This window comes from Cupriavidus sp. FW305-27 (assembly GCF_058787995.1).
Genome location: NZ_JBYTAG010000077.1, coordinates 1 through 22,738 on the forward strand (window position 1 = coordinate 1; position 22,738 = coordinate 22,738).

A 22,738-nucleotide genomic window follows, 5' to 3' on the forward strand; every position below is an offset into this window, starting at 1 on the left:
CCGCCCTTGACGGTGGCGTCATTGCAGACGATCACGCACTCCTGCCCGGCCACGCGGCCGATGCCGGTGATGATGCCCGCGCCCGGTGCGGCATTGTCGTACATGTCGTACGCGGCCAGCTGCGACAGCTCCAGGAACGGGGTGCCCGGATCCAGCAGTTGCTGTACGCGGTCGCGCGGCAGCAGCTTGCCGCGCGACAGGTGCTTGTTGCGCGCGTCGTCGCCGCCGCCTTCGGCCAGCTTCGCGATCCTGGCCTTGAGGTCGGCCACCAGGGCCTGCATCGACTCGGCGTTGGCCTGGAAGGATTCGGAGCGGGCGTTGAGTTTGGTTTCCAGGGTGGGCATCTGTGTCTCTTCCTGCTTGATATTGGTTTTCGCCGTCCTGCCAGCGGCCGGGCTCAGCCTGCGTGCCTGGGCAGTGGGTGCCCCGGCATCAGGTCGTAGGGGTGCTTCCAGCCCGGCAGCGCACGGATGCGCTCGGCCCAGGCGTGGATATGCGGATACTCCTTGCGCCAGTGCACGCCGATCTCGTCGTCGAAGAAGACGTAGCCCGACAGCGAGAAGTCCGCGATGGTGGCGCGCTCGCCCAGCAGGAACGCTCGCCCGGCCAGTTGCGCGTTGAGCACGTTCCACGCGCCTTCGCAGCGCGCGCGGAAGAACTTCAGCACGGCCGGGTCCGGCGACCTGGCAAAGGTGCGCATGAAGCGATAGGTGGCGGTGTAGGAGGTGAACTTGTGGTTGTCGAACAGCAGCCAGCGCAGCACCTCGGCGCGCTCGGCCTCGTCGCGCGGGCCGTAGGCATCGAGGCGCGTGGCCAGCGTTTCCAGGATGGCACCGGACTGCGACAGGCGCTGGCCGCCGCACTCCAGCACCGGCACCTCGCCCATCACGTTGATGGCGCGGTATTCGGGCGTGCGGGTCTCGCCGTTGAAGAAATCGACGAAGCGCGGCTGCCACAGCTGCTGGCCGCGCTGCACGCCGACGGTCTCCAGCAGCAGCGCCACCTTGTAGGCATTGCCGGACTGGGCAAAGCAATACAGCAGGTACTCCGGCTCATTCCGCTTCTCGATGCTCATGATGTCTCCCCGATCATGTCGCCATCCACATAGAGCCAGCGCGGTGCCTCGCCAGGCGCGCGCGGCTCGCGTACAAAGCGGCTGCGTTCGTGCAGCCGCATGGCGCGCCCGCCTACCTTGTAGCGCGCCACGAACTCCACTTCGGCATGCGCATCGTCCTGCTGCGCATGCGCCTTCACCGTGAGCCCGAGCCAGCGCGTGGCGGTATCCGGCAACAGGTCGGCCGGGCAGGTCGATGCATGCCAGGTCTGCCGCAACCATTCCATGTCGTTCAGCACATAGGCGCTGTAGCGGGAGCGCATCAGTGCCTCGGCATTGGGCGGCAGTGCCTCGCCACGATGGAAGCGGCCGCAGCAGGCGGCATAGTCCGCGCTGCCGCACGGGCACGGCACCGGTCCGGCCTTGGGCAGGCGGCCTGCCGCTTTCGCGGTCATCCCACCAGCTCCGGCAGGTCGCGCATATCGGTGAAGATGGTGCCCGCGCCGGCCTCGCGCAGCAGCGCGGCATCGTTGCGCTCGGCGTAGCCGAACACCGTCATGCCGGCGGCAACGCCCGCGGTCACGCCGGTCGGGCTGTCTTCCACCACGGCGCAGCGCGCCGGCTCAACGCTCATGGTGCGCGCGGCCAGCAGGTACACATCGGGCGCGGGCTTGCTGCGTGCCACTTCGGTGGCGGAGAAGATATGCTCGCGCTCATCCTGCTGGAACAGCTCGACCAGGCCGGTCCTGGTCAGTTGCAGCTTGACCTTGACGCGGTCCGCACCCGACGCCACGCACACCGGCATGCCGGTGGCGGCGATCTTGCCAATCGCCTCGCGCACATGGGCGACCGCAGCGACTTCGGCTTCCAGCACCGCGTTGCGGCGCGCCAGCCAGGTCGACAGCCAGTTCTCGGGCAGCGGCGCGCCGCGCATGCGCTCGATCATCTCCAGCTCTTCGCGCACGGCGCGGCCGAGAAACAGGCGCGTGGAGTCTTCCAGCGAGATCTCGATGCCAAGCTCGTTCAGCATCTGGTTGAGCACGCGGTTGACGATGGGCTCGCTGTCGACGAGCACGCCGTCGCAGTCGAAGATCACGCAATCGAATCGGCCGGAATGGCCACGGGTTGCTGCAGTCATGCGGGTTTCTTTTCCTTGGTGTCCAGGCTCGGCACAGCCCGGAGTTCAGTCTGGCGGCGGCTCTTCAGGTGGGCCTCGACCTGGTCGAAGCGGTCGAAGCCCCAGAACGGCTCGCCATCGATGATGACGAAGGGCGAGCCGAACACGCCCTTGGCCATCGCCACGTCGATCTCGGCCTTGAGCTGGTCCTTGATCTGGTAGCTGGTGGCGCCGGCATCCAGCGCCTGCACGTCCACGCCCAGCGGCTCGGCCAGCTTCATGATCTCGGCCGGCTCGGCGATATTGATGTCGTCGACGAACAGCGCGCGGTACACCGACTTGGCAAAGGCCGCGGCGATGTCATCGCCGTGGTGGTTCTGCAGCCACAGCATGGCACGCGCGGCGTGCGTGGTGGGCAGCGGGAAATGCGTGGGGCGCTTGTACTCGATGCCGTGGAAGCGCGCGGTGCGCTCGAAATCGCGCCACGAATAATCGCCCTTGAGCGGCAGCTGCGGCAGCGGCGAGGCGCCGGTGGTCTTGAACACCACGCCCAGCAGGATGGGATGCCAGGCGACGATGCGCCCGTACTTCTGCGCCAGGTCGTCGATGCGGGTACTGGCAAAGTAGCCGTAGGGCGAAGAGAAATCAAAGTAGAAGTCGATCGCTGCGGTCATGTCGGGGCCCTTCTTGTTGTGGTTGCCGGTACGGGGATCAGGGAAGCGCGCCGCCTTCGCGGCACACACCCCATCGTACGCGCATCGCTAGGCCAGCGCGCGCGCGATCAGGATCTTCTGGATATCGCTGGTGCCCTCGTAGATCTGGCACACGCGCACGTCGCGGTAGATGCGCTCCACCGGGAAGTCGCTGACGTAGCCGTAGCCGCCGAACACCTGGATCGCATCCGAGCACACCCGCTCGGCCATCTCGCTGGCAAAGAGCTTGGCCATGGCCGCTTCCTTCAGGCACGGGCGGCCGGCGTCGCGCAGCGCGGCGGCGTGCCACACCATCTGGCGCGCCACGTCGATGCGGGTGGCCATCTCGGCCAGGCGGAACTGCACCGCCTGGTGCTGGAACAGCGGCTGGCCGAAGCTCTCGCGCTCCTTGGCATAGGCCAGCGCCGCCTCGAACGCGGCGCGCGCCATGCCGATGCTCTGCGAGGCGATGCCGATGCGCCCGCCTTCCAGTCCCGACAGCGCCATCTTGTAGCCGCCGCCCTCGTCGCCGAGCAGGTTGGCCGCCGGCACGCGGCAGTCCTCGAACAGGATCTGCGCGGTGTCCGACGAATGCTGGCCGAGCTTGTCCTCCAGCCGCGCCACCACGTAGCCCGGGGTCGAAGTCGGCACGATAAAGGCGCTGATGCCGCGCTTGCCTGCGGCCTTGTCGGTCACGGCCAGCACGATCGCCACGTCGGCGTTCTGGCCGCTGGTGATGAACTGCTTGACGCCGTTGAGCACGTAGTGGTCGCCATCGCGTACCGCAGTGGTACGCAGCGCCGACGCATCCGAGCCCACGTGCGGCTCGGTCAGGCAGAACGCGCCCAGCATCTCGCCGCGCGCCAGCGGCACCAGCCACTGCTGCTTCTGCGCCTCGCTGGCGAACGACATCAGCATGCTGCACACCGGGCAGTTGTTGACGCTGATGACGGTGGAGGTGCCGCCATCGCCGGCCGCGATCTCTTCCAGGATCAGCGCCAGCGACAGGTAGTCCAGTCCGGCGCCGCCGTATGCCTCCGGCACCGCCACGCCGTAGGCGCCCAGCGCCGCCAGTTCGCGGTGCACGTCCTTGGGGAAGGTCTTGTCGCGGTCCCACTGCGCGGCCTGCGGCGCGATCACTTCCTGCGCGAACTGGCGCACGGCGTCGCGGATCATTTCCTGTTCGGGGGTCAGCAGCATGTCGGTTCGATGCTCAGTGTGCGTGCGCGCTTACCAGGGGATGGGCGTGCCGTCGTAATTGTGGAAGGTGCCGTTGTCGCGCCGCTTGACGCCGGCGAGCAACTGGCGCATGCCCTTGACGCTCTGCTGCACGGTCAGGTCGGCTTCCTGGCCGCCCATGTCGGTCTTGACCCAGCCCGGGTGCAGCGCGACGCAGGTGGCGTGGCGCGCATCGAGCGAGACCGCGCGCAGCGCCGCATTGGCGCCGGCCTTGCTGACGCGGTACAGCCAGCTGGTGCTGTGCTCCATCGCGGTGATGCTGCCCATGCGCGAGGACAGCACCGCCAGCACGCCGCCGTGGCCGGACTGGCCCGCTTCGACGTAGGGCAGCAGCAGCGGCAGCGCCATCATCGGGCCCAGCACGTTGACATGCATCACCCGGTCGAATTCCTGCGGCGTGACCGGTTGCGCGCCTTCGGTGCGGGGTCCCAGCACGCCGGCGTTGTAGATCGCCACGTCGAGGGCTTCGCCGTCGAGCTTCCAGCCCAGGCCCGCGACCGCGCCGGCATCGGACAGGTCGACCTGATGGGCTTCGGCGCCCAGCGCCTGCAATGCGCCGACGCCTTCAGGCGTACGCGCCGCCGCAATGACGCGCCAGCCGTCGGCACGGTACTGGCGCACGAATTCAAGGCCGATGCCGCGCGAGGCACCGAGGATCAGGACGGTTGGCAAGGCTGTGCTCCTTTGTCGGGCTGGCCGGAGCGCGAAACGGCTCGCCCGGCCACGGGTTCAGCAAACTGCCTCTGTCTTGCTCCCTCTCCCGCAAGCGGGAGAGGGGAGAAAACAAGCGGGAAGGAACGCGTTACAGGATCTCGATCCCCACCGCAGTCGCCTCGCCACCACCAATGCACAGGCTCGCCACCCCACGCTTGCCCCCGGTCTTGCGCAGCGCGCCGATCAGCGTGGTCATGATGCGTGCGCCCGAAGCGCCGATCGGGTGGCCCAGTGCGCAGGCGCCACCATGGATATTGACCTTGTCACGCGGGATCTTGAGGTCGTGCATGGCCGCCATCGGCACCACGGCGAAGGCCTCGTTGATCTCGAACAGGTCGACGCTGTCGGTGGTCCAGTCCAGCTTGCGGTACAGCTTGGAAATCGCTTCCACCGGCGCGGTGGTGAACCAGCCCGGCGCCTGCGCGTGGGTGGTGTGGCCGAGCATGCGCGCGATCGGCTGCAGGCCCAGCTTCTTCGCGGTGGAGGCGCGCATCATCACCAGCGCCGAGGCGCCGTCGTTGATGGACGACGACGAGGCCGCCGTGATGGTGCCGTCCTTGGCAAACGCGGGCTTGAGCGAGGGGATCTTGTCCAGCTTGATGCGGCGCGGGCCTTCGTCGGTGTCGATCACGGTGTCGCCGCCCCTGCCGGACACCGTCACCGGCGCGATCTCCCAGCGGAAGTCGCCGTTCTCGGTGGCCTGCTGGGCGCGGCGCACGCTTTCCATCGCGAATTCGTCCTGCTGCTCGCGCGTAAAGCCGTACTTGGCGGCGCAGTCCTCACCGAAGGTGCCCATGGCGCGGCCCTTGTCATACGCGTCTTCCAGGCCGTCCAGCATCATGTGGTCGTAGATCATGCCGTGGCCGATGCGGTAGCCGCCGCGGCCCTTCGGCACCAGGTACGGCGCATTGGTCATGCTCTCCATGCCGCCGGCAATGGCGATATCGAACGAGCCCGCGATCAGCCCGTCGTAGACGGTCATGGCCGCGCGCATGCCCGAGCCGCACATCTTGTTGACGGTGGTGCAGCCCACGCCCAGCGGCAGGCCCGCGCCCAGCGCGGCCTGGCGCGCCGGGGCCTGGCCCTGGCCGGCCGGCAGCACGCAGCCGAACACCACCTCTTCCACCTGCTCTGGCTTCAGGCCGGCGCGCTCTACGGCGGCGCGGATGGCCACGGCGCCCAGCTGCGGCGCGGTGACGCTGGCGAATTCGCCCTGGAACGCAGCCATCGGCGTGCGGGCGGCTGAAACGATGACGATCTCTTCCATGTCGGGTCTCCTGGATCGGTGGATGAAGAAGCGGTGTGTGCGTCCGGTCAGCGGATCGACGCCTGCGGCGGATCGCCGTACTGGCGGTAGGCCGCGGCCAGTTGCTCGCGCAGTTCGTCGTTGCTGCTGGCGGCCATGCCCAGGTCGCGCAGCAGGCCGTCGGACACGCCGTAGACCCAGCCATGCACGGTCACCGCCTGGCCGCGGCTCCAGGCGTCCTGGAGCACGGTGGTCTGGCAGACGTTGTTGACCTGCTCGATCACATTGAGCTCGCACAGCCGGGTATGGGCGTCGTCTTCGCGCAGCAGCGTGCCGAGATAGGCCTCGTGCTTGTCGGCCACGTCGCGCACATGGCGCAGCCAGTTGTCGGCCAGGCCGATGCGCTCGCGCTTGAGCGCGACCTTGACACCGCCGCAGCCGTAGTGGCCCACCACGGTGATATGGCGCACCTTGAGCACCTCTACCGCGAACTGGATCACCGCCAGCGCGTTCAGGTCGCTGTGCGCGATCACGTTGGCGATATTGCGGTGGACGAACACCTCGCCCGGGGCCAGGCCCAGAATCTGGTTGGCCGGCACGCGCGAATCGGAGCAGCCGATCCACAGGTACTCGGGCGCCTGCTGGTTGGCCAGGCGCATGAAGAAGGTGGGGTCTTCGGCGTTGACGCGGTCGACCCACTCGCGGTTGTTGCGGAACAGCTGGGCGATGGCGTCAGTCATGCGACCCTCCTTGCAGGACCAGGATCGGGAACGGCAGCGGTACCCTGCGCGCTGCCAGCTTCGCTGTAGCGGTGAATGAATCGCTCTGAACTGTGATAGGCAAAGAAGTCATGAACATGTCCGGCCAGCAGCCGGTCCTTGTGGCTCTGCCACATGGCAGGGTCGAAAAAGTCCGCATGGTGGCGCAGGAACGCCGCGCGCACGCGCGTGTCGCCCAGCAGGAAGGTGCGGAAGGTCTCGGGAAAGATGTCGTGCGGACGCACCGTGTACCAGACCTCGCCCGACATCTCCTCTTCCTCGTTGCGCGGCTGCGGCACGTCGCGGATGTTGCAGTCGGTCAGGTACTCGATCTCGTCGTAGTCGTAGAACACCACGCGCCCGTGGCGCGTGACGCCGAAGTTCTTGTACAGCATGTCTCCCGGGAAGATGTTCGCAGCGATCAGCTCCTTGACGGCGTTGCCGTATTCAATCACGCCGTGCTCGACCTGCTCGTCAGTGCCCTCCGTCAGGTAGATGTTCAGCGGCGTCATGCGGCGCTCGATATAGACGTGGCGCACCACGATCTCTTCGCCGCCATCCTTGCCGCGCTGGTACTCGATCATCGACGGCGCGTGCTGCTCGAACTCGCGCACCAGCGCCTCGTCGAAGCGCGAGAGCGGGAAGGCTACGTCGGAGTACTCCAGCGTATCGGCCATGCGGCCGACGCGGTCGTGCTGCTTGACCAGCTGGTACTTGGACTTGACCAGCTCGCGCGTGGTTTCCTTGGGCGCCGGGAAAAAGTCCTTGATGACCTTGAACACGTACGGGTATGACGGCAGCGTGAACACCAGCATCACCAGCCCGCGGATGCCGGGCGCGACGATGAACTTGTCCGAAGAATGCTGCAGGTGGTGCAGGAAGTCGCGGTAGAACAGGTTCTTGCCCTGCTTCTGCAGGCCCAGCGAGGTATAGATCTCGGCGCGCGGCTTGCGCGGCATGATGTCGCGCAGGAAGGTCACGTAGGCCGACGGGATCTCCATGTCGACCATGAAATAGGAGTGCGTGAACGAGAACAGGATCAGCAACTGTTCCTTCTTCAGCAGCACGGTGTCCAGCGTCAGCTTGCCCGAGGGGCCGTGCACGATCGGGATCGCCAGCGGGAAAGTGCGGTCGCCGTTCAGGATGCGGCCGATGATAAAGGCCGACTTGTTGCGGAAGAACAGCGACGACAGCGTATGGACCTGGAAATTCGGCGCGATGCGCAGGTCGCCGAAATGCTCGCTGACCGCGCGCACCACGTAGCCGATGTCGCGCTGCAGGTCCTCGAACGGGCTCTCCAGCTGGAAGTTGTGCACGATGCGCTCGAAGCACGCGGCCATGCCCTCGCGGCTGCCCGGGTAGTAGGCGCGGAAGGTGGGGCGCGTGGGCGATTCCTCGTTCTCGATGTACTCGGTCGAGATCGCCGGGCGCACGAAGATGAAATCGTTGTTGAAGTACGAGCGGTGCAGGATGCGCGTGCAGACCGAGTTGAAGAAGGTCTCGGCCAGCTCGGGCTGGTGGTGGTTGGTCAGCAGGCCGATGTAGTGCAGCTTGATCTGCTGCCAGATCTCGTCCTCGATGTTCTCGGCGTCGTACTCGTCTTCCAGGATCACGCTCGATTCGCGCACGCGCTCGTTGTAGAACGCAATGCGGTCGCGCTGGATCTGCTGCAGCCCGTGCCAGTCGCCGGCCTCGAACTTGAGCTTGGCCTGGTGGCTGACCTCGCGGAACAGGCGGTAATGCTTGTCGAACCCGTCGAGCATCGTTCTCGCCACATCGAAGGCAATCTGCGAGGAGAGCAGTTTGGGGAAGTGGGACATGGGTCGACGGGGGCCGGGAGAAATGTGCGGCGAGCGGTCTTGCGACGGGTACTGAGATTGTAATGGGGTTCGGGCGGGGGCTCCGGGTGATTTCGGCGCCCCCCTTGCGCTTTACATGGTTTCGGCGAACAGCTCGCGGCCGATCAGCATGCGGCGGATTTCCGAGGTGCCGGCGCCGATCTCGTACAGCTTGGCGTCGCGCCACAGGCGGCCGGCCGGGTATTCATTGATATAGCCGTTGCCGCCCAGGATCTGCACGGTCTCGCCCGCCATCCAGGTGGCCTTCTCGGCGGTGTACAGGATCACCGCGGCGCAGTCCTTGCGCACCTGGCGCACGTGCCCGCTGCCCAGCGCGTCCAGGTTCTTGCCGACCGTGTACAGGTAGCTGCGCGCGGCCTGCAGCGTGGTGTACATATCGGCCACCTTGCCCTGGATCAGCTGGAATTCGCCGATGCTCTGGCCGAACTGCTTGCGGTCGTGGATATACGGCGTGACCACGTCCATGCACGCCTGCATGATCCCGACCGGGCCGCCGGACAGCACCGCGCGCTCGTAGTCCAGCCCGCTCATCAGCACCTTGGCGCCGCCGTTCTCGGCGCCAAGGATGTTCTCGACCGGCACTTCCACGTCCTGGAACACCAGTTCGCCGGTGTGCGAGCCGCGCATGCCCAGCTTGTCCAGCTTCTGCGCCACCGAGAAGCCCTTCATGCCCTTTTCGACGATAAAGGCGGTCATGCCGCGCGCGCCCAGCTCAGGCTCGGTCTTGGCATAGACCACCAGCACGTCGCAGTCCGGGCCGTTGGTGATCCACATCTTGGTGCCGTTGAGCACGTAGCGGTCGCCCTTGAACTCGGCGCGCAGCTTCATGCTGACCACGTCGGAGCCGGCATTGGGCTCGCTCATGGCCAGCGCGCCGATCCATTCGCCCGAGACCAGCTTGGGCAGGTACTTCGCCTTCTGCGCCGGCGTGCCGTTGCGGTGGATCTGGTTCACGCACAGGTTGGAATGCGCGCCGTACGACAGGCCGACCGACGCCGAGGCGCGGCTGATTTCTTCCATCGCAATCATGTGCGCCAGGTAGCCCATGTTGGCGCCGCCGTATTCCTCGGCCACGGTGATGCCCAGCACGCCCAGGTCGCCCATCTTCTTCCAGGCGTCCATCGGGAACTGGTCGGTGCGGTCGATCTCGCCGGCGCGCGGGGCCAGCTCGGCCTGGGCCCAGTCGCGCACGGAGTTGCGCAGCATCTCGATGTCTTCGCCCAGATCGAATTTCAGGCCTGGCAGTTCGGTCATGATGGTCTCCTGTTTGGAATCGGTATGTGTGTCGGGTTCCGGATGGATGGCCGGAGCCGTCAGTTCAGACGTGGCCCAGTGTCTTGACCACGCACAGCGTCATCAGCATGGTGGCCACCTGCTTGCGGCGGCTGTCCTGCTCGACATAGACATCGCCCTGTGCCACGATCAGCGTGCGCCCGGGCTTGAGGACCCGCCCCACCGCCACCAGGCGTTCGCCCTGGGCGGGAGACAGCAGGTTGATCTTGTACTCGGCGGTCAGGCCCGCCTCATCTTCGCCCACCATCGTCAGCGCGGCGTAGCCGCAGGCGCTGTCTGCCAGCGCACCCACCACGCCGCCGTGGAAGAAGCCGTGCTGCTGGGTCACGCCGTCGGACCACGGCATGGCCAGCTCGACCTCGCCGCGGTCCACCCGCCGCAGGGTCGCGCCAAAGGTGGTCATCAGCCCCTGGCGGGAAAAGCTGGTGGCGATAGCGTCGGCGCGCGCGGCGGACAGCGATCCTGGTTCAGCGGGTACGGCACTGGCGTTGGATGACGTCATGGCGGAGTTCCGGTGTGAGAACGTTGGGTCGCCGGCAGCAACAGGCTGCGCGCGCTGTCGGGGTATTCTATTGACGTTTACGTAAACGTCAATCCCATCCGGCACGGATGCCGGTGGAAGTGCCGCTTCAGGCGACCGAGGTCCGGGCCGGCGCATCGCCGTCTTCCGTGGCCGGTTGCTGCTTGCCGGTCTGCGCGGCCAGCAAAGCCCTGCACTGGCGCTCATGCTGGTCGATCTCGGCCAGTTGCGCCTGCAGGTCTTCCATCTGCCGCTCAAGCGTGCGCCGGTGCGCCGCGAGCGAGTGCAGGAAGCGCTCCAGCTGCGGGGCTGTGTCGCGTGGTGACTCGTAGAGGTCAAGGATCTCGCGGATCTCATTGAGAGTAAGCCCCAACCTCTTGCCGCGCAGTGTCAGCTTCAGCCGGGTCCGTTCACGGCCGTTGTAGACCCGCTTGCGCCCGCCCGGCCCTTCGCGCTCCGGCGACAGCAGACCCTGGTCCTCGTAGAAACGGATGGCCCGGGGCGTGATGTCGAATTCACGCGCAAGGTCGGTGATGGTGTAGGTGGCGGAAGCCGCCGCTGGCGTCGCTGACATAGCCTGCCCAAAGAAAGTGAACGGTCGTTCGTTGTGAAGTCAAGTTTTCGCTTAAGATGGAAACGAACCCGTATGATTGACGTTTACGTTAGCGTCAACCAGATCGGCTGGCAACCGGTGCTTGCACGCCCTGCTCAATGCTTGGCGTGCCGGCAGAACGAGAAAGCCCGCGCCCCCGCGCCAGGCTTCGACCACGAGACTCCTCATGAACGCACTCGAACACCAGCTCCAATACCCGTTCGGCGACACCATGCCCGAGCCCGGCTCCAAGCAGGAAGTCGCCCCCGGCGTCTACTGGCTGCGCATGCCGCTGCCGTTCGCGCTCGACCATATCAACCTGTGGCTGCTGCGCGACCGCCTGGACGGCCGCGACGGCTGGACCATCATCGACTGCGGCATCACCAACGACATCATCAAGGGCCACTGGGAAACCATCTTCGCCAATGAGCTGGAAGGACTGCCGGTGGTGCGCGTGCTGGTGACGCACAGCCACCCCGACCACGTCGGCCTGGCGCACTGGCTGTGCAAACGCTTCGGCGTGCGGCTGTGGATGAGCCTGGGCGACTACATGAGCGCGCGCGTGATGGGCAGCGGCACCGGTGCCGGCTCCAGCGCGGGCGGCGACGCCGCCGCCGCGCACTTCGCGCTGCACGGCCTGACCGATGCCGACAGCCAGGAAAAGCTGCGCGCGCGCAAGACCTACTACCCGTCGCTGGTGCCGGAGCTGCCGGCGCAGTACCGCCGCATGATGGAGGGCGACACGGTGCGGATCGGCACCGATGCGGCGACCTCGGCCTGGCACGTGATCACCGGCTTCGGCCATTCGCCCGAGCATGTGGCACTGTACAACGCCGCCACCAATGTGCTGATCTCCGGCGACATGGTGCTGCCGCGCATCTCGACCAATGTCAGCGTGTTCGACATGGAGCCCGAAGGCAATTCGCTGCAGCTCTACCTGGATTCGCTCGGCAAGTACGAACCGCTGCCGCAGGACGTGCTGATCCTGCCCTCGCATGGCCGCCCCTTCCGCAACCTGCATACCCGCATCATGCAGCTGCGCGAGCACCATGCCGACCGCCTCGCCGAAACGCTCGAAGCCTGCGGCGAGAAGGCCTGCAGCGCGCACGACATCGTCAGCGTGATCTTCAAGCGCCAGTTCGACATCCACCAGATGACCTTCGCCATGGGCGAGTCGCTGGCCCACCTGCACTGCCTGTGGCACCGCGGCGAACTGGTGCGGGAAACCGGCGACGACGGCGTGATCCGCTTCCGCGCGGCCTGACTGGCCTAGTTGGCGGCCGCCAGTGCCGCCAGGTAGCGCACCCCGTCGATGGCGCGGCTGCCGTACCAGGACAGCATCTCGCCGTCGACCAGCAGCACCGGCTTGCCAAGCTGGCGCTCGAGCGCGTCGGCGTGGTCTTCGGTGAAGCGGTAGGGCTCGGTCGACAGCAGCACCAGGTCGAGCTCGCGCACCAGCGCGTCGCTCCAGCGGAAGGTGGGATAGCGATCGCCAGGCGCGTTGGGGCGGCTGCAGTCGCCGCCCGCGCAGGCCTGCAATGCGGCACTGCCCTCGGGCCAGGTGTGCCAGTTGGCCAATGCCAGCATGCGGCTGATATAGGTATCGCGCGACACCGTCATCCACGGGTCCTGCCAGATCGCATACAGCACGCGGCGAGCCGGCCACGCGCGCACGCGGATGGCATCGAGCTGCACCTGCAGCGCCGTGCACTGCGCCTCGGCCTCGGCGTGGCAGCCGAAGATCCCGCCCAGCAGCTGGTACAGCCCCAGGTTGTCTTCCGGCGCGCACGGATGGGTGACGATCACATTGGGCACGAATGCGCGGATTTCGTCCACGGTCTCGCGCCGGTTCTCATCGATATTGACCACCACGTGCGTGGGTGCCAGCTCGCGCAGCCGCGCCACGTTCACGTCCTTGGTGCCGCCGACCTTGGGCACCGCGCGCACGGCCGGTTCCGGGTGGATGCAGAAGCCGGTGCGTGCCACCATCTGCCGGGCCATCCCGAGCGCGAACAGCAACTCAGTCACCGACGGCACCAGCGACGCGATCCGCACCACCCCACTGGCGGCGGCATGCTGCTGGCCGATGGCGTCGCGCCACATGGTCAGGGCTCCTGCGGCGGGTCGGCGCGCCGCGGCTTGCGCGGGGCGCCCGCGGCCAGCGCATCGTAGAGCCAGCGCGGCATCACGTGCAGCAGCGCCGCCACCACGCCCATCGGCCACGGAATCACGCGGAAGCGCCGTCCTGCCGCGATTACCCGCACGGCCTTGCGCGCGAACACGTCGGCATCGGTCAGGAACGGCATGCGGTATGGGTTGTGCGCGGTCATCGGCGTGCGGATATAGCCGGGCGCGATCGTGACCACGCGGATGCCGTGCGCGCGCTGCTCCAGCCGCAGGCTTTCCAGCAGCTTGATCACCGCCGACTTGGACGCGCTGTAGGCGCCCGCGCCCGGCAGCCCGCGCACGCCGGCGACACTGGCAATGCCCACCAGCGTGCCGCGGCGCCCGAAGTGGCCGGGCTCGCGCGCCTGCATCGCATGCATGAACGGCTGGAAGGTGGTCAGCACGCCGAACCAGTTGGTATCCATCACCTGGCGGAAGGCGTCGAGGTCCTCGCGCTCGCTGGCGACGGTGCCGACCGAGACCCCGGCATTGGCGATCACCACGTCCGGGCAGCCGAAATGGCCGAGGAAGTCTCCAGCGGCACGCGCCATGGCGTCGGCATCGCGCACATCGGCGCCGTAGACGCGCACCGCGCCCGGGTTGGGCAGCGTGGCGACAAACTCGCGCAGCGCGTCCTCGCGGCGCGCCACCAGCCCGAGGATGGCGCCTTGCGACGCGTATTCGCGCGCGAGAGCCTGGCCCAGGCCGCTGGAGGCGCCGGTGAGGAAGACTTTGAGGGGACGCATGAAGGCAGGGTTGCAGTCTGAAAAAAAACGGCTGGTACAGGATACCAGCCGTTTGGCTTGCTACTGGTGTTGGATAACCCTCGGCTTGCGAAGGTCGCCAGCAGATTACATCTTCTTCGCCTTAACCTGATCCACCAGGTAATCCATGGTCTGGATCGCGCCCTGCTTGTTGCCGGCAATCGACGGCGAGGTCACGTACTTGCCCTGCACCACCACGGTCGGCACGCCGTCGATCTTGTAGGCGTCGGCGATCTTGTTGGCGCGCTGCGAGTTGGTGGTCACCGTGAACGAGTTGTAGGCATCCAGGAAGGCCTTGCGGTCCACGCCGTTCTTGGCCATGAAGTCGGCGATCTCGTTGGGGTCCGTCATGCGCTTGCGGTCCACGTGGATGGCGTTGAAGACCTTGTTGTGCATGGCGTCGAGCTTGCCGATGGCTTCCAGCGCATAGAAGATCTTGGTGTGCGGCAGCAGGTCGTCACGGAACGCGACCGGCACGCGCTTGAAGACCACGTTGCCGCCCTGCTTCCTGACCCAGGCTTCCAGGTCCGGCTCGAAATCGTAGCAGTGCGGGCAGCCGTACCAGAAGAACTCGGTCACCTCGATCTTGCCCGCGGCGACCGGTTGGGCCGCCTTCAGGACCTGGTATTCCTTGCCCTCGGCGGGCGCCGCCCGGGACGGGGCGGACATCAGCAGGCCGCCCACGGCGGCGAACATGGCGAACAGTGCGGCGAGTTTTTTCATCTTGGTGCGGCCTTGCGGTTGGACGATGAGCGTATGACAGCGGCGGCGGCGTCCGGTTCAGCGAAACGCCGGCTGCTTCTGGTGACAACGTGTTGCGGCGGTTACCGGCGATTACTGCCAGTGCCGCCGGACACGACCGGAATAACGCCTGACCCTGCGGTCCGGCTTACTGCTTGGTGAAGCGGATCACCGAGGCCTCGAAGCCGGACGACTGCAGCCGGTCGCGTGCCTTGTTCATGTCTTCGATGCGGTTGAACGGCCCCAGGCGCACCCGGTACATCTTGACGCCGTTGACATCGCGCTCGGTGATCCGGGCTTCGAAGCCCTGCATCGCCAGGTTGGCCTTCTGGCGGTCGGCGTCGTCCGACGAGCGGAACGCGCCCACCTGCAGCAGGTAGCCCACCTTGTTGGCATCGGCCTGGGCGATCTCGGCGATCGGGTCGGCCACCGGCTTCTCGGCCGGCTTGCTGGCGACAGGCTTGTCAGCCGGCTTCTCCACGGGCTTTTCCACCGGCTTCTCGGCCGGACGGGCGACGGCCACCGGGGGTTGCTGGCCGTTCTGGCCATGCTGGCCGTTCTGCTTCGGTTCCGGCTCGGGCGCCTGGCCCACCGGCTTGGCCGGGGTCTTGCTCCACAGCGGCTTGTTGGGGTCGCTCGGGCCCTCGTCGGCGCGCTGGGCCGGCGGCGGCAGCTGGCTGGTGACATTGCCCGGCTCGCTCGGGCGCGGGGCACTCTTCTGCTGGAACGGGGTCGGAGACTTGGTGATGTACAGGGCGACCACCACGGCGATGGCCAGCCCGACGATCAGCCCGAGCACCAGGCCCAGGAACGTACCGCCGCGTTGCTGGTTGCGGCGGACATGGCGCGACTCGCGCTTGCGTTGCTGTTGCATGAAGTCCTCTTCGGTGATGCCGGGATTATAGGGCCAGCGCCGCCAACGGCAGCACTGGCATCGTCCTCGGGGCCGGACAGCCCCGTACCCCCGCGCGGGGGGCGCCGGACGCCTGCTTACATCCGGCGCGGGGCGGACACGCCGATCACCGCCAGGCCATTGCGCAGCACCTGGCGCGTGGCCGCCAGCAGCGCCAGCCGGGCGCGCTTGACGGCCTCGTCGTCAACCAGCACGCGGTCGGCGTTGTAGAAGGCGTGGAAGTCGCCGGCCAGGTCGCGCAGGTAGAAGGCGACCGCATGCGGCGCCAGCTCGGCGGCGGCGCCCGACAGCATGTCCGGGAACTCGGCCAGACGGCGGCCCAGCGCCTGCGCCTGGGCGCTGGCTTCGGGTCCGGTCACGGCGGACAGGTCGGCGCCGGCCAGCTCGGCCAGGCGGGCTTCCCAGTCCGCGCCGCCCCACGACTCGAAGATCGAGCAGATGCGGGCGTGGGCGTACTGCACGTAGTACACCGGGTTCTCGTCGTTCTGCTTGAGCGCCAGGTCGACATCGAAAACGAACTCGGTATCGGCCTTGCGCGACAGCAGGAAGAAGCGCACCGCGTCGCGGCCGCGGGTGAAGTGCTGCGGCCAGTCGGCCACGCCGGTATCCAGGCAGCCGCGGATGGTCTCGTCGCCGCCGTTGGACCATTCGATCAGGTCGCGCACGGTGACATAGGAGCCGGCGCGCTTGGAGATCTTGACCTCCTCGCCGTTCTTCATCACGGTGACCATCTTGTGCAGCACGTAGTCGGGATAGCCCTGCGGGATGCCCATGTCCAGGCCTTGCAGGCCGGCGCGCACGCGCGCGATGGTGCCGTGGTGGTCGCTGCCCTGCACGTTGATGACCTTGGTGAAGCCGCGCTCCCACTTGGTGGTGTGGTAGGCGACGTCCGGCACGAAGTACGTATAGGTGCCGTCGCTCTTCTTCATCACGCGGTCCTTGTCGTCGCCGTCGTCGGTGGTGCGCAGCCACAGCGCGCCCTCGCTCTCGTAGGTCTTGCCCTTGCCGACCAGCGACTGCACCGCGGCTTCGACACGGCCGTCGCTGTACAGCGACGACTCCAGGTAATAGCGGTCGAACTTGACGCCGAAGGCCTGCAGGTCGATGTCCTGCTCGTTGCGCAGGTAGGTGACGGCAAACTTGCGGATCGAGTCGATGTCCTCGACGTTGCCCGACGCGGTCACGGGCTCGCCGTCAGAAGCGCTGACGGTCTTGCCGGCCAGGAAGTCGGCGGCGATGTCGGCGATGTAGTCGCCGTTGTAGGCGGCCTCGGGCCAGCTGGCGTCGCCGGGCTTGAGGCCGCGCGCGCGCGCCTGCACCGACAGCGCCAGGGTCTGGATCTGCACGCCGGCGTCGTTGTAGTAGAACTCGCGGTGCACGTGCCAGCCCTGCCACGACAGCAGGTTGGCCAGCGCGTCGCCCAGTGCCGCCTGGCGGCCATGGCCGACGTGCAGCGGGCCGGTCGGGTTGGCCGAGACGAACTCCACCAGCACCTGGCCGTGCACGCCGCGCTCGCGCGCGCCGTAGTGGTCGCCCTCGGCCAGCACCGCGCGCAGCACGTCGGCCTTGGCGGCCGGGGTCAGGCGCAGGTTGATGAAGCCGGGGCCGGCAATCTCCATGGCCTGGACCAGGCCCTGCGCGCGCGTGTCGGCCTGCACGGCATCGACGATGCGCTGGGCCAGCTCGCGCGGATTGCTCTTGAGCGCGCGCGCGACCTGCATGGCGACGTTGCAGGCAAGGTCGCCGTGGGCGGCCACCTTGGGCCGCTCGAAGGTGACGGCGGGCAGGGTGGCATCGGCCGGGGCGAGCGCGCGCACCGCATCAGTGAACGCGGCGGCAAGATTGGAGGTCTGAACAGGCAGCATGGATGTCGGAAGCCCTGTGGGCAAGGTATTCAGGCACCGCCTTGGGCGGCGCCGTCGCCCGGAAGGCGGCAAGTGACGGCAAAGGAACAGTGAGCGCCGCGCCGCGCCGCGTGACAGGCATTGGAATCGGGAACGCCGAATTTTATCAGGTGCTATGCTGACATCATGCGCGAGGATGGCCCCGGGCCACAATCCGGGCCCAAAATCAGCGAGACTTCCCGCCCGCGGGAACGCCCCCGCCTCTCCGTGAAAGGAAAACACATCATGCTGATCACCTTCAAATCCCACGCCGCGCAGGACCTGATCATGATGAAGGATCTGGCGATGACGCTGCTGGGCATCATCGGCAAGCGCCTCGGGGAACGAGGGGTGATCACCGTGGAAGAGCTTCCAACCGCGATCCACAAGCTGGAAGCCGCGGTCGCCGATGCCAAGGCCCATCCCGCCAGCTCGGCCGTCGAAGCGGACACCGGCAACGACGAAGACGAGGAAGAACCGCTGCACCTGGGCCAGCGCGCCTACCCGTTCCTGGACATGCTGCGTGCCTCCCAGCGTGAGGGGGCCAATGTGATGTGGGGGGTGTGACGGGAACAGACACCCGCTTGCGTGCGGCACGATCGCCGCGCGCCTAAAAAAGCGCCCGGCACCGCAGTGGGCTGCCGGGCTTCCGGACGAGGATTCCGGAAAGGGGGATTCCCTTGCAGGACCCGCCCGGCGTGCCGGACGGGTCCCGGTATCGGTCTGGTGGCTGGGGGGCGGGCCTAATCCTCCTCTGAATGGCGCCGGCCATTGGCCAGCAGCAGCCCGATCAGCGCCCCCACGGCCGCCGCGATCGCCACCGCCTTCAGCGGCGACTCGGCCACGCGGTGCTGGGCGTGTTCTACCGCACCATCCATGCGCTCGCGGGCGCGCATCATGCCGTCAGTGGTCTGGGCGCGCAGCCGATGGGCCATGTCGGTGGCCCGCTCGCGCAGGCGCTGCCCGGCGCGCATGCTCTCGGCAGAGCCCTCGCGCGCCAGCACTTCGATGGTGTGCTCCAGCTGGGCGATCAGCGCCTTGACCTCGCCGGATACCGGCGCTGCCGCATCGCGCGTGTCGCGCGCGGCATGCCTGATATGGCGGATGGCACTGTCGGCACTGTCGGACAGGTGGTTCAGTTCCTTCCTGACTTTCGGGTTCTGCGTCAGCATACGGTCTCCTCAGTTTCGGTCGGCGGTGGGGAAAGACGGCTCGCGGCCGGTGTCATCGCCCCCTGCGGACCAGGCCCATCACCGCGGCGACCAGCGCCACGACCAGGAAGATGAAGAACAGGATCTTGGCGATTTCCACGGCGCCGGCGGCAATTCCGCCGAAGCCGAAGATCGCGGCGATCAGGGCGATGACGAAAAATACGAGTGCATATTGCAGCATGGCTAGGCTCCCGAAGCAATCGGACCACGCCAGGCGCACTGGCTGGGCCCATGTGAGGGCTTGCGCCAAGGGGTGCAAGCTCATAGCCTCATCGTAGAAAGCCAGCCCGCGCACCAATACTGACAGCGAGCCGATTCCGCTGTCAGCCGAGTCCTACACGCACCCGGACGACGCCCGCGCGGGCCCGGTTTCAAGGTTGACCCATGGCGATCGATGTGATTCCATGGGCGCTCCCTGGCGCTGCGGCGGGCGAGCGGCGCGCCTTCACTAAACAGGAATTGCCCATGTTCAAGCAGTCCTTTCTCCCCCACACGCTGCTGCTGGCGGGCGGCATCCTGCTGACGCTGGCGGTGCTGGTGGCGTCGGAAACCGGCAATATCCGCCTGCGCGAAAGCTATACCGACGTGATCCGCTCGCAGCGCGTGCAGACCGAGCTGGCCGCGCTCAACGGCGAGCTGGTCAATGCCGAGGCCGGCCAGCGCGGCTTCCTGCTGACCGGCAAGGAAAGCTACCTTGAGCCGTACTACAAGGCCCTGCCGCGCATCGCCGAACTGATGGCGCAGATCCGCGCCGGCTATGCCAACGATCCCGAAGGCCTGAAGCAGTTCAGCGACACCTCCAAGCTGATCAACAGCAAGCTCAACGAGATGGCGCTGACGCTGGTTTACGGCAAGCGCGACCTGGAAGTGGCGCTGGACCTGATCCGCACCGACTACGGCAAAGAGACCATGGACAATGCGCGCCGCGGCCTGGACCAGCTGCAGGCGCGCGAGGCCGGCGCGGTCTCGCACCGGCTGGAAGGCGCCGAGAACGACGTGCAGCTGTCGCGCTACGGCATCGGCCTGCTTACCGCCATCAACATCACCCTGATGATGGCGGTGGGCGTGGGCCACGCCAAGCGCCTGTCGATGGCTGAGGCGGTGCGCACCCAGCTGGAAGAGGAAGGCGTGCGGCTGGACCGCAAGGTGCGCGCACGCACGCGCCAGCTGTCGGCGCTGGCCGCCCACCTGCAGCGCGTGACCGAGGACGAGAAGACACGCCTGGCGCGCGAGCTGCACGATGAACTGGGCGCCATCCTGACCGCGATCAAGCTGGATCTGCACTGGGTGCGCCGCAAGGTGCAGGAGGACCATCCGGTGGCGGCCGAGCGGCTGACGCGCGTGATGCTGCACGTGGACCAGGGCATCCAGATCAAGCGCCGCCTGATCGAAGACCTGCGCCCCACGGTGCTGCTGAATCTGGGCCTGCGCGCGGCGGTCTGCCAGCTGGTCGAGGAAGTGGGCGCGCGCAATGACTGGGAGACCGATGTCAGCGTGCCCGAGGACCTGCCTCCACTGCGCGACGAGGCCGCGATCGCGCTATACCGGATCGTGCAGGAATCGCTGACCAATGCCAGCAAGTACTCTGAAGCCAGGCACATCGATGTCAGCCTGGCCTGCCAGGACAACCTGCTGACGCTGACCGTGCGCGACGACGGCAAGGGCCTGCCGGCGGACTTCGACGCCGGCAGCACCGCCGGCCACCACGGGCTGCTGGGCATGGAGCAGCGCGTTACCGCGCTGGGCGGCAGCATGCAGATCGATTCCTCGACGCAGGCGGGCGTGCGCATCCACATCGAGGTGCCGCTGACGGAAGCGGTGCTGGCACCGGCGGAGGCGCCGGAAAATCAGGAGCCGGCGCGCGCCTGACGCGCACCGGCAGGCAGGGAATGATGAAGGAACGAGGGGCTGGGCCGGCTCAGGGCGCCGGCGCCGCGTGCTCCTCGATCACGCGGAACACCTGCTCGAGCTCGAGCGACTTGTCGAAGAAGTAGTCCGCGCCGGCCTCGGCGCACTGGCGGCGGTACATGCTGACCTGGGCGTGGTTGGTGTAGACGATGCGCACCGCGCCGGTGCCGATGCGCTGCATCGCGCGCAGCACATTGATGCCGTTGCCCTGGCGCAGCTGCAGGTCGACGATGACCACATCGTACTTGCCGGCGGCGAGCAGCCGCAGGGCCATGGCTTCGGTATCGGCCCAGTCCACGTTCTCGATGAACGGGAAATCCTTCAGGTATTCGAGCAGCATGCCTCGCAGGACCGCCGAGTCTTCAATCAGCAGTATGCTCAGCGCCCGGTAGGAAGTGTTCGAAGCCTGCTCCGACATGTTATGTATTGCTGGTCCTCGTCCGGTGCGGCCCATCGTGGGCTGCTATTCGACCAGGCCGTTCTTGATGGCGTAATAGGTCAGGTCAGCGTTGGTCTTCATGCCCATTTTCTCGAGAATGCGCGAACGATAGGTACTGACGGTCTTGACGCTGAGAAACAGTTCGTCGGCAATCACCGACACCGACTGCCCCCGCGACAGCTTGCAGAAGATCTGGAACTCGCGCTCCGACAGCATCTGGTGCACCGGCTGCTCGGTCGGCTTGTCGAGCCCGCCGATCAGCAGGTCGGCCACGGTGGCGCTCACGTAGCGGCGGCCCTGGGCCACCGTGCGGATGGCCTTGACCAGGTCGTCCGGGGCGCTTTCCTTGGTCAGGTAGCCAGAAGCGCCGGCACGGATCAGGTTGATCGCGTACTGGTCTTCCGGGTAGGTCGACAGGATCAGGACCGGCAATTCGGGCTTGCGCTGACGGATCAGCTTGAGCACATCGATGCCGTTGCGGTCGGGCATCGAGATGTCCAGGACCAGCACGTCGAACTCGGCATCGCGCAACTGCGCCATGACCTGGTCGCCGCTTCCGGCCTCGCCTGTCACCTGGATGTCGGGCTCTTCGGAAAGGAACTGGCGCAGCCCGGCACGCACAATCTCGTGATCGTCAGCGATCAGGATGCGGATCATGTGGGCTCCACTGGGTTGAACAGACCGGCACATGCCCGGTGCAGTCGGGTGCAGGCGGAACCGCCTGCGTTGATGTCATTGTAGTGCCGGGCGCGGGCGCGGGCTGTCGGTGTCAGGCTGACATTAGGCGGGGCCAGCGCCCACTAGGCACACCGATCGCGCACAAACGCAAAGCGGGACGGATGCGATCCGTCCCGCTTTGCTGCGGCGCGTCAGGGCTGAAACACCCTGGAGGGCCCTGGCGCCGCCGGCGCCGGTAAAAGGCCGGGCTAGTAGCTGGTTGCCAGTGACTGTGGACTAGCGCGCCAGGTTACTGCGCCTTGGCACCCGCTGCGGCACCGGCGCTCACATCCACGCTCGCGTCGGCCTTCGACTTCTTGCCCGACTTGGTGGCGTGCTTGCCGTGCTTGGCCTTGGTGCCGGCGTCTGCCGCGGCGCCGCCGGTGGCGTCGGCAGCAGTGCCGACACTCTTGTCGACCGCAGCGCCGGCGGTCGACAGACCCTTGTCAGCCGCCGAACCTGCTGCCGACAGGCCCTTGCTGGTCGCCGCGCCCGCAGTCGACAGACCCTTTTCGGCTGCGCCTGCGGCACCCGTGGCAGCGCTGCCGGCAGTGTTCAGGCCGCCCTGCGCTGCAGCGGCGGGAGAGGGTGTGGTCACCGATGCGCCGACATCGGCCTTCGTGCCAACGGAAACGCCGGTGCCTTGGGCCATGGCCAGCGAGGAAGCGGCAGCGATCGACAGAGCGGAGAGGGAGAGCAGCAGTTTCTTCATGGACAGACTCCTTTCAGGATGCCCCGCGGCGAAACATTCGCCGCGGTGATCACGCTGGTGATTGCGTGTATCGAGCCCTCAGTCTAGGGAGCCGGACTGCGCCGGTCTGTGAGGAGTTGAAAGGCTCTGTAAGGAGTTGTGAGGCGCCTGGCACGCCGCTCCGGCACGGCTTTGCCGGCCGCCTGCGGCGGTTTTCCCTG

General features: G+C 67.1%; 26 protein-coding genes. 3 read left to right on the forward strand and 23 right to left on the reverse strand.

Annotation, left to right across the window (positions count from 1 at the left end; translation table 11 throughout):
* From AC3WRI_RS28180 to AC3WRI_RS28240, 13 genes are all read right to left on the reverse strand, one after another.
* Window positions 1–344: carboxyl transferase domain-containing protein (locus AC3WRI_RS28180; RefSeq protein WP_492294524.1), on the reverse strand; the 344-nt coding region annotated here is incomplete at its 3' end.
* Between the two features lie 53 nt (window positions 345–397).
* Entirely contained in the window at window positions 398–1,075 is a 678-nt protein-coding gene (locus AC3WRI_RS28185) for a glutathione S-transferase family protein (protein WP_492294525.1), read from the reverse strand.
* Window positions 1,072–1,509 carry a YchJ family protein gene (locus AC3WRI_RS28190; RefSeq protein ID WP_010813263.1) on the reverse strand — a complete coding sequence of 146 codons (438 nt, stop codon included), beginning with the start codon at window positions 1,507–1,509 and terminating at the stop codon, window positions 1,072–1,074. The genes AC3WRI_RS28185 and AC3WRI_RS28190 overlap by 4 nt, the downstream gene beginning before the upstream one ends.
* Complete coding sequence (locus AC3WRI_RS28195; protein WP_058698938.1) at window positions 1,506–2,192, reverse strand: HAD family hydrolase; 687 nt, start codon at window positions 2,190–2,192, stop codon at window positions 1,506–1,508. The genes AC3WRI_RS28190 and AC3WRI_RS28195 overlap by 4 nt, the downstream gene beginning before the upstream one ends.
* Complete coding sequence (locus tag AC3WRI_RS28200; protein WP_010813261.1) at window positions 2,189–2,845, reverse strand: 2-hydroxychromene-2-carboxylate isomerase; 657 nt, start codon at window positions 2,843–2,845, stop codon at window positions 2,189–2,191. The genes AC3WRI_RS28195 and AC3WRI_RS28200 overlap by 4 nt, the downstream gene beginning before the upstream one ends.
* Window positions 2,846–2,932: 87 nt before the next feature.
* Window positions 2,933–4,063 carry an acyl-CoA dehydrogenase family protein gene (locus AC3WRI_RS28205; protein ID WP_011614383.1) on the reverse strand — a complete coding sequence of 377 codons (1,131 nt, stop codon included), beginning with the start codon at window positions 4,061–4,063 and terminating at the stop codon, window positions 2,933–2,935.
* Between the two features lie 30 nt (window positions 4,064–4,093).
* On the reverse strand, window positions 4,094–4,774 hold the full coding sequence (locus AC3WRI_RS28210) for an SDR family oxidoreductase (RefSeq protein WP_010813259.1): 681 nt from the start codon (window positions 4,772–4,774) through the stop codon (window positions 4,094–4,096).
* A 130-nt stretch (window positions 4,775–4,904) separates the two neighbouring features.
* Window positions 4,905–6,083, reverse strand: a complete 1,179-nt coding sequence (locus AC3WRI_RS28215; protein WP_011614382.1) for an acetyl-CoA C-acetyltransferase — start codon at window positions 6,081–6,083, stop codon at window positions 4,905–4,907.
* Window positions 6,084–6,130: 47 nt separating this feature from the next.
* A complete protein-coding gene (can, locus tag AC3WRI_RS28220; RefSeq protein ID WP_010813257.1) occupies window positions 6,131–6,802 on the reverse strand; it encodes a carbonate dehydratase in 672 nt (223 codons plus the stop codon).
* Window positions 6,799–8,640, reverse strand: coding sequence for a bifunctional isocitrate dehydrogenase kinase/phosphatase (aceK, locus tag AC3WRI_RS28225; protein WP_010813256.1), 1,842 nt, complete (start codon window positions 8,638–8,640; stop codon window positions 6,799–6,801). Before aceK ends, can begins: the two co-directional genes overlap by 4 nt.
* Before the next feature lie 111 nt (window positions 8,641–8,751).
* Window positions 8,752–9,933 (reverse strand): isovaleryl-CoA dehydrogenase, encoded by a 1,182-nt coding sequence (locus AC3WRI_RS28230; RefSeq protein WP_011614380.1) that lies wholly within the window; start codon window positions 9,931–9,933, stop codon window positions 8,752–8,754.
* Window positions 9,934–9,997: 64 nt separating this feature from the next.
* Window positions 9,998–10,474 carry a PaaI family thioesterase gene (locus AC3WRI_RS28235; protein ID WP_010812873.1) on the reverse strand — a complete coding sequence of 159 codons (477 nt, stop codon included), beginning with the start codon at window positions 10,472–10,474 and terminating at the stop codon, window positions 9,998–10,000.
* Between the two features lie 127 nt (window positions 10,475–10,601).
* Window positions 10,602–11,066, reverse strand: coding sequence for a MerR family transcriptional regulator (locus AC3WRI_RS28240; protein ID WP_011614379.1), 465 nt, complete (start codon window positions 11,064–11,066; stop codon window positions 10,602–10,604).
* 205 nt (window positions 11,067–11,271) lie between these two features.
* On the opposite strand from AC3WRI_RS28240, the gene AC3WRI_RS28245 reads away from it, so the two are divergent.
* Complete coding sequence (locus tag AC3WRI_RS28245) at window positions 11,272–12,348, forward strand: MBL fold metallo-hydrolase (RefSeq protein ID WP_454751126.1); 1,077 nt, start codon at window positions 11,272–11,274, stop codon at window positions 12,346–12,348.
* A gap of 5 nt (window positions 12,349–12,353) precedes the next feature.
* Here AC3WRI_RS28245 and AC3WRI_RS28250 read toward each other — a convergent pair whose 3' ends face one another.
* From AC3WRI_RS28250 to argS, 5 genes are all read right to left on the reverse strand, one after another.
* Entirely contained in the window at window positions 12,354–13,187 is an 834-nt protein-coding gene (locus tag AC3WRI_RS28250) for a helical backbone metal receptor (protein WP_492294527.1), read from the reverse strand.
* A gap of 2 nt (window positions 13,188–13,189) precedes the next feature.
* Window positions 13,190–13,996 (reverse strand): SDR family oxidoreductase, encoded by an 807-nt coding sequence (locus tag AC3WRI_RS28255; protein WP_010812877.1) that lies wholly within the window; start codon window positions 13,994–13,996, stop codon window positions 13,190–13,192.
* Between the two features lie 105 nt (window positions 13,997–14,101).
* Complete coding sequence (locus AC3WRI_RS28260) at window positions 14,102–14,737, reverse strand: thiol:disulfide interchange protein DsbA/DsbL (protein ID WP_011614376.1); 636 nt, start codon at window positions 14,735–14,737, stop codon at window positions 14,102–14,104.
* Between the two features lie 166 nt (window positions 14,738–14,903).
* The gene (locus tag AC3WRI_RS28265) at window positions 14,904–15,629 is read right to left on the reverse strand and encodes an SPOR domain-containing protein (protein WP_010812879.1); all 726 of its coding nucleotides are present in this window, start codon (window positions 15,627–15,629) and stop codon (window positions 14,904–14,906) included.
* A 116-nt stretch (window positions 15,630–15,745) separates the two neighbouring features.
* Complete coding sequence (argS, locus tag AC3WRI_RS28270; RefSeq protein WP_010812880.1) at window positions 15,746–17,533, reverse strand: arginine--tRNA ligase; 1,788 nt, start codon at window positions 17,531–17,533, stop codon at window positions 15,746–15,748.
* A gap of 264 nt (window positions 17,534–17,797) precedes the next feature.
* On the opposite strand from argS, the gene AC3WRI_RS28275 reads away from it, so the two are divergent.
* Entirely contained in the window at window positions 17,798–18,118 is a 321-nt protein-coding gene (locus AC3WRI_RS28275) for a DUF1840 domain-containing protein (protein ID WP_010812881.1), read from the forward strand.
* 176 nt (window positions 18,119–18,294) lie between these two features.
* On the opposite strand, the gene AC3WRI_RS28280 is transcribed toward AC3WRI_RS28275, so the two are convergent.
* On the reverse strand, window positions 18,295–18,723 hold the full coding sequence (locus AC3WRI_RS28280) for a DUF883 family protein (protein WP_010812882.1): 429 nt from the start codon (window positions 18,721–18,723) through the stop codon (window positions 18,295–18,297).
* A gap of 52 nt (window positions 18,724–18,775) precedes the next feature.
* Complete coding sequence (locus AC3WRI_RS28285; RefSeq protein ID WP_010812883.1) at window positions 18,776–18,943, reverse strand: DUF1328 domain-containing protein; 168 nt, start codon at window positions 18,941–18,943, stop codon at window positions 18,776–18,778.
* A 284-nt stretch (window positions 18,944–19,227) separates the two neighbouring features.
* On the opposite strand from AC3WRI_RS28285, the gene AC3WRI_RS28290 reads away from it, so the two are divergent.
* Entirely contained in the window at window positions 19,228–20,631 is a 1,404-nt protein-coding gene (locus AC3WRI_RS28290) for a sensor histidine kinase (RefSeq protein WP_011614375.1), read from the forward strand.
* Window positions 20,632–20,680: 49 nt separating this feature from the next.
* Here the strand turns inward: AC3WRI_RS28290 and AC3WRI_RS28295 are convergent, their stop codons facing one another.
* The 3 genes from AC3WRI_RS28295 to AC3WRI_RS28305 all read right to left on the reverse strand — a co-directional run bounded on the left by AC3WRI_RS28295 (window position 20,681) and on the right by AC3WRI_RS28305 (window position 22,538).
* Window positions 20,681–21,088 carry a response regulator gene (locus AC3WRI_RS28295; protein WP_010812885.1) on the reverse strand — a complete coding sequence of 136 codons (408 nt, stop codon included), beginning with the start codon at window positions 21,086–21,088 and terminating at the stop codon, window positions 20,681–20,683.
* Window positions 21,089–21,133: 45 nt separating this feature from the next.
* Entirely contained in the window at window positions 21,134–21,766 is a 633-nt protein-coding gene (locus AC3WRI_RS28300; protein WP_010812886.1) for a response regulator, read from the reverse strand.
* Window positions 21,767–22,076: 310 nt separating this feature from the next.
* The gene (locus AC3WRI_RS28305; protein ID WP_010812887.1) at window positions 22,077–22,538 is read right to left on the reverse strand and encodes a hypothetical protein; all 462 of its coding nucleotides are present in this window, start codon (window positions 22,536–22,538) and stop codon (window positions 22,077–22,079) included.
* Between the last annotated feature and the right edge of the window lie 200 nt (window positions 22,539–22,738).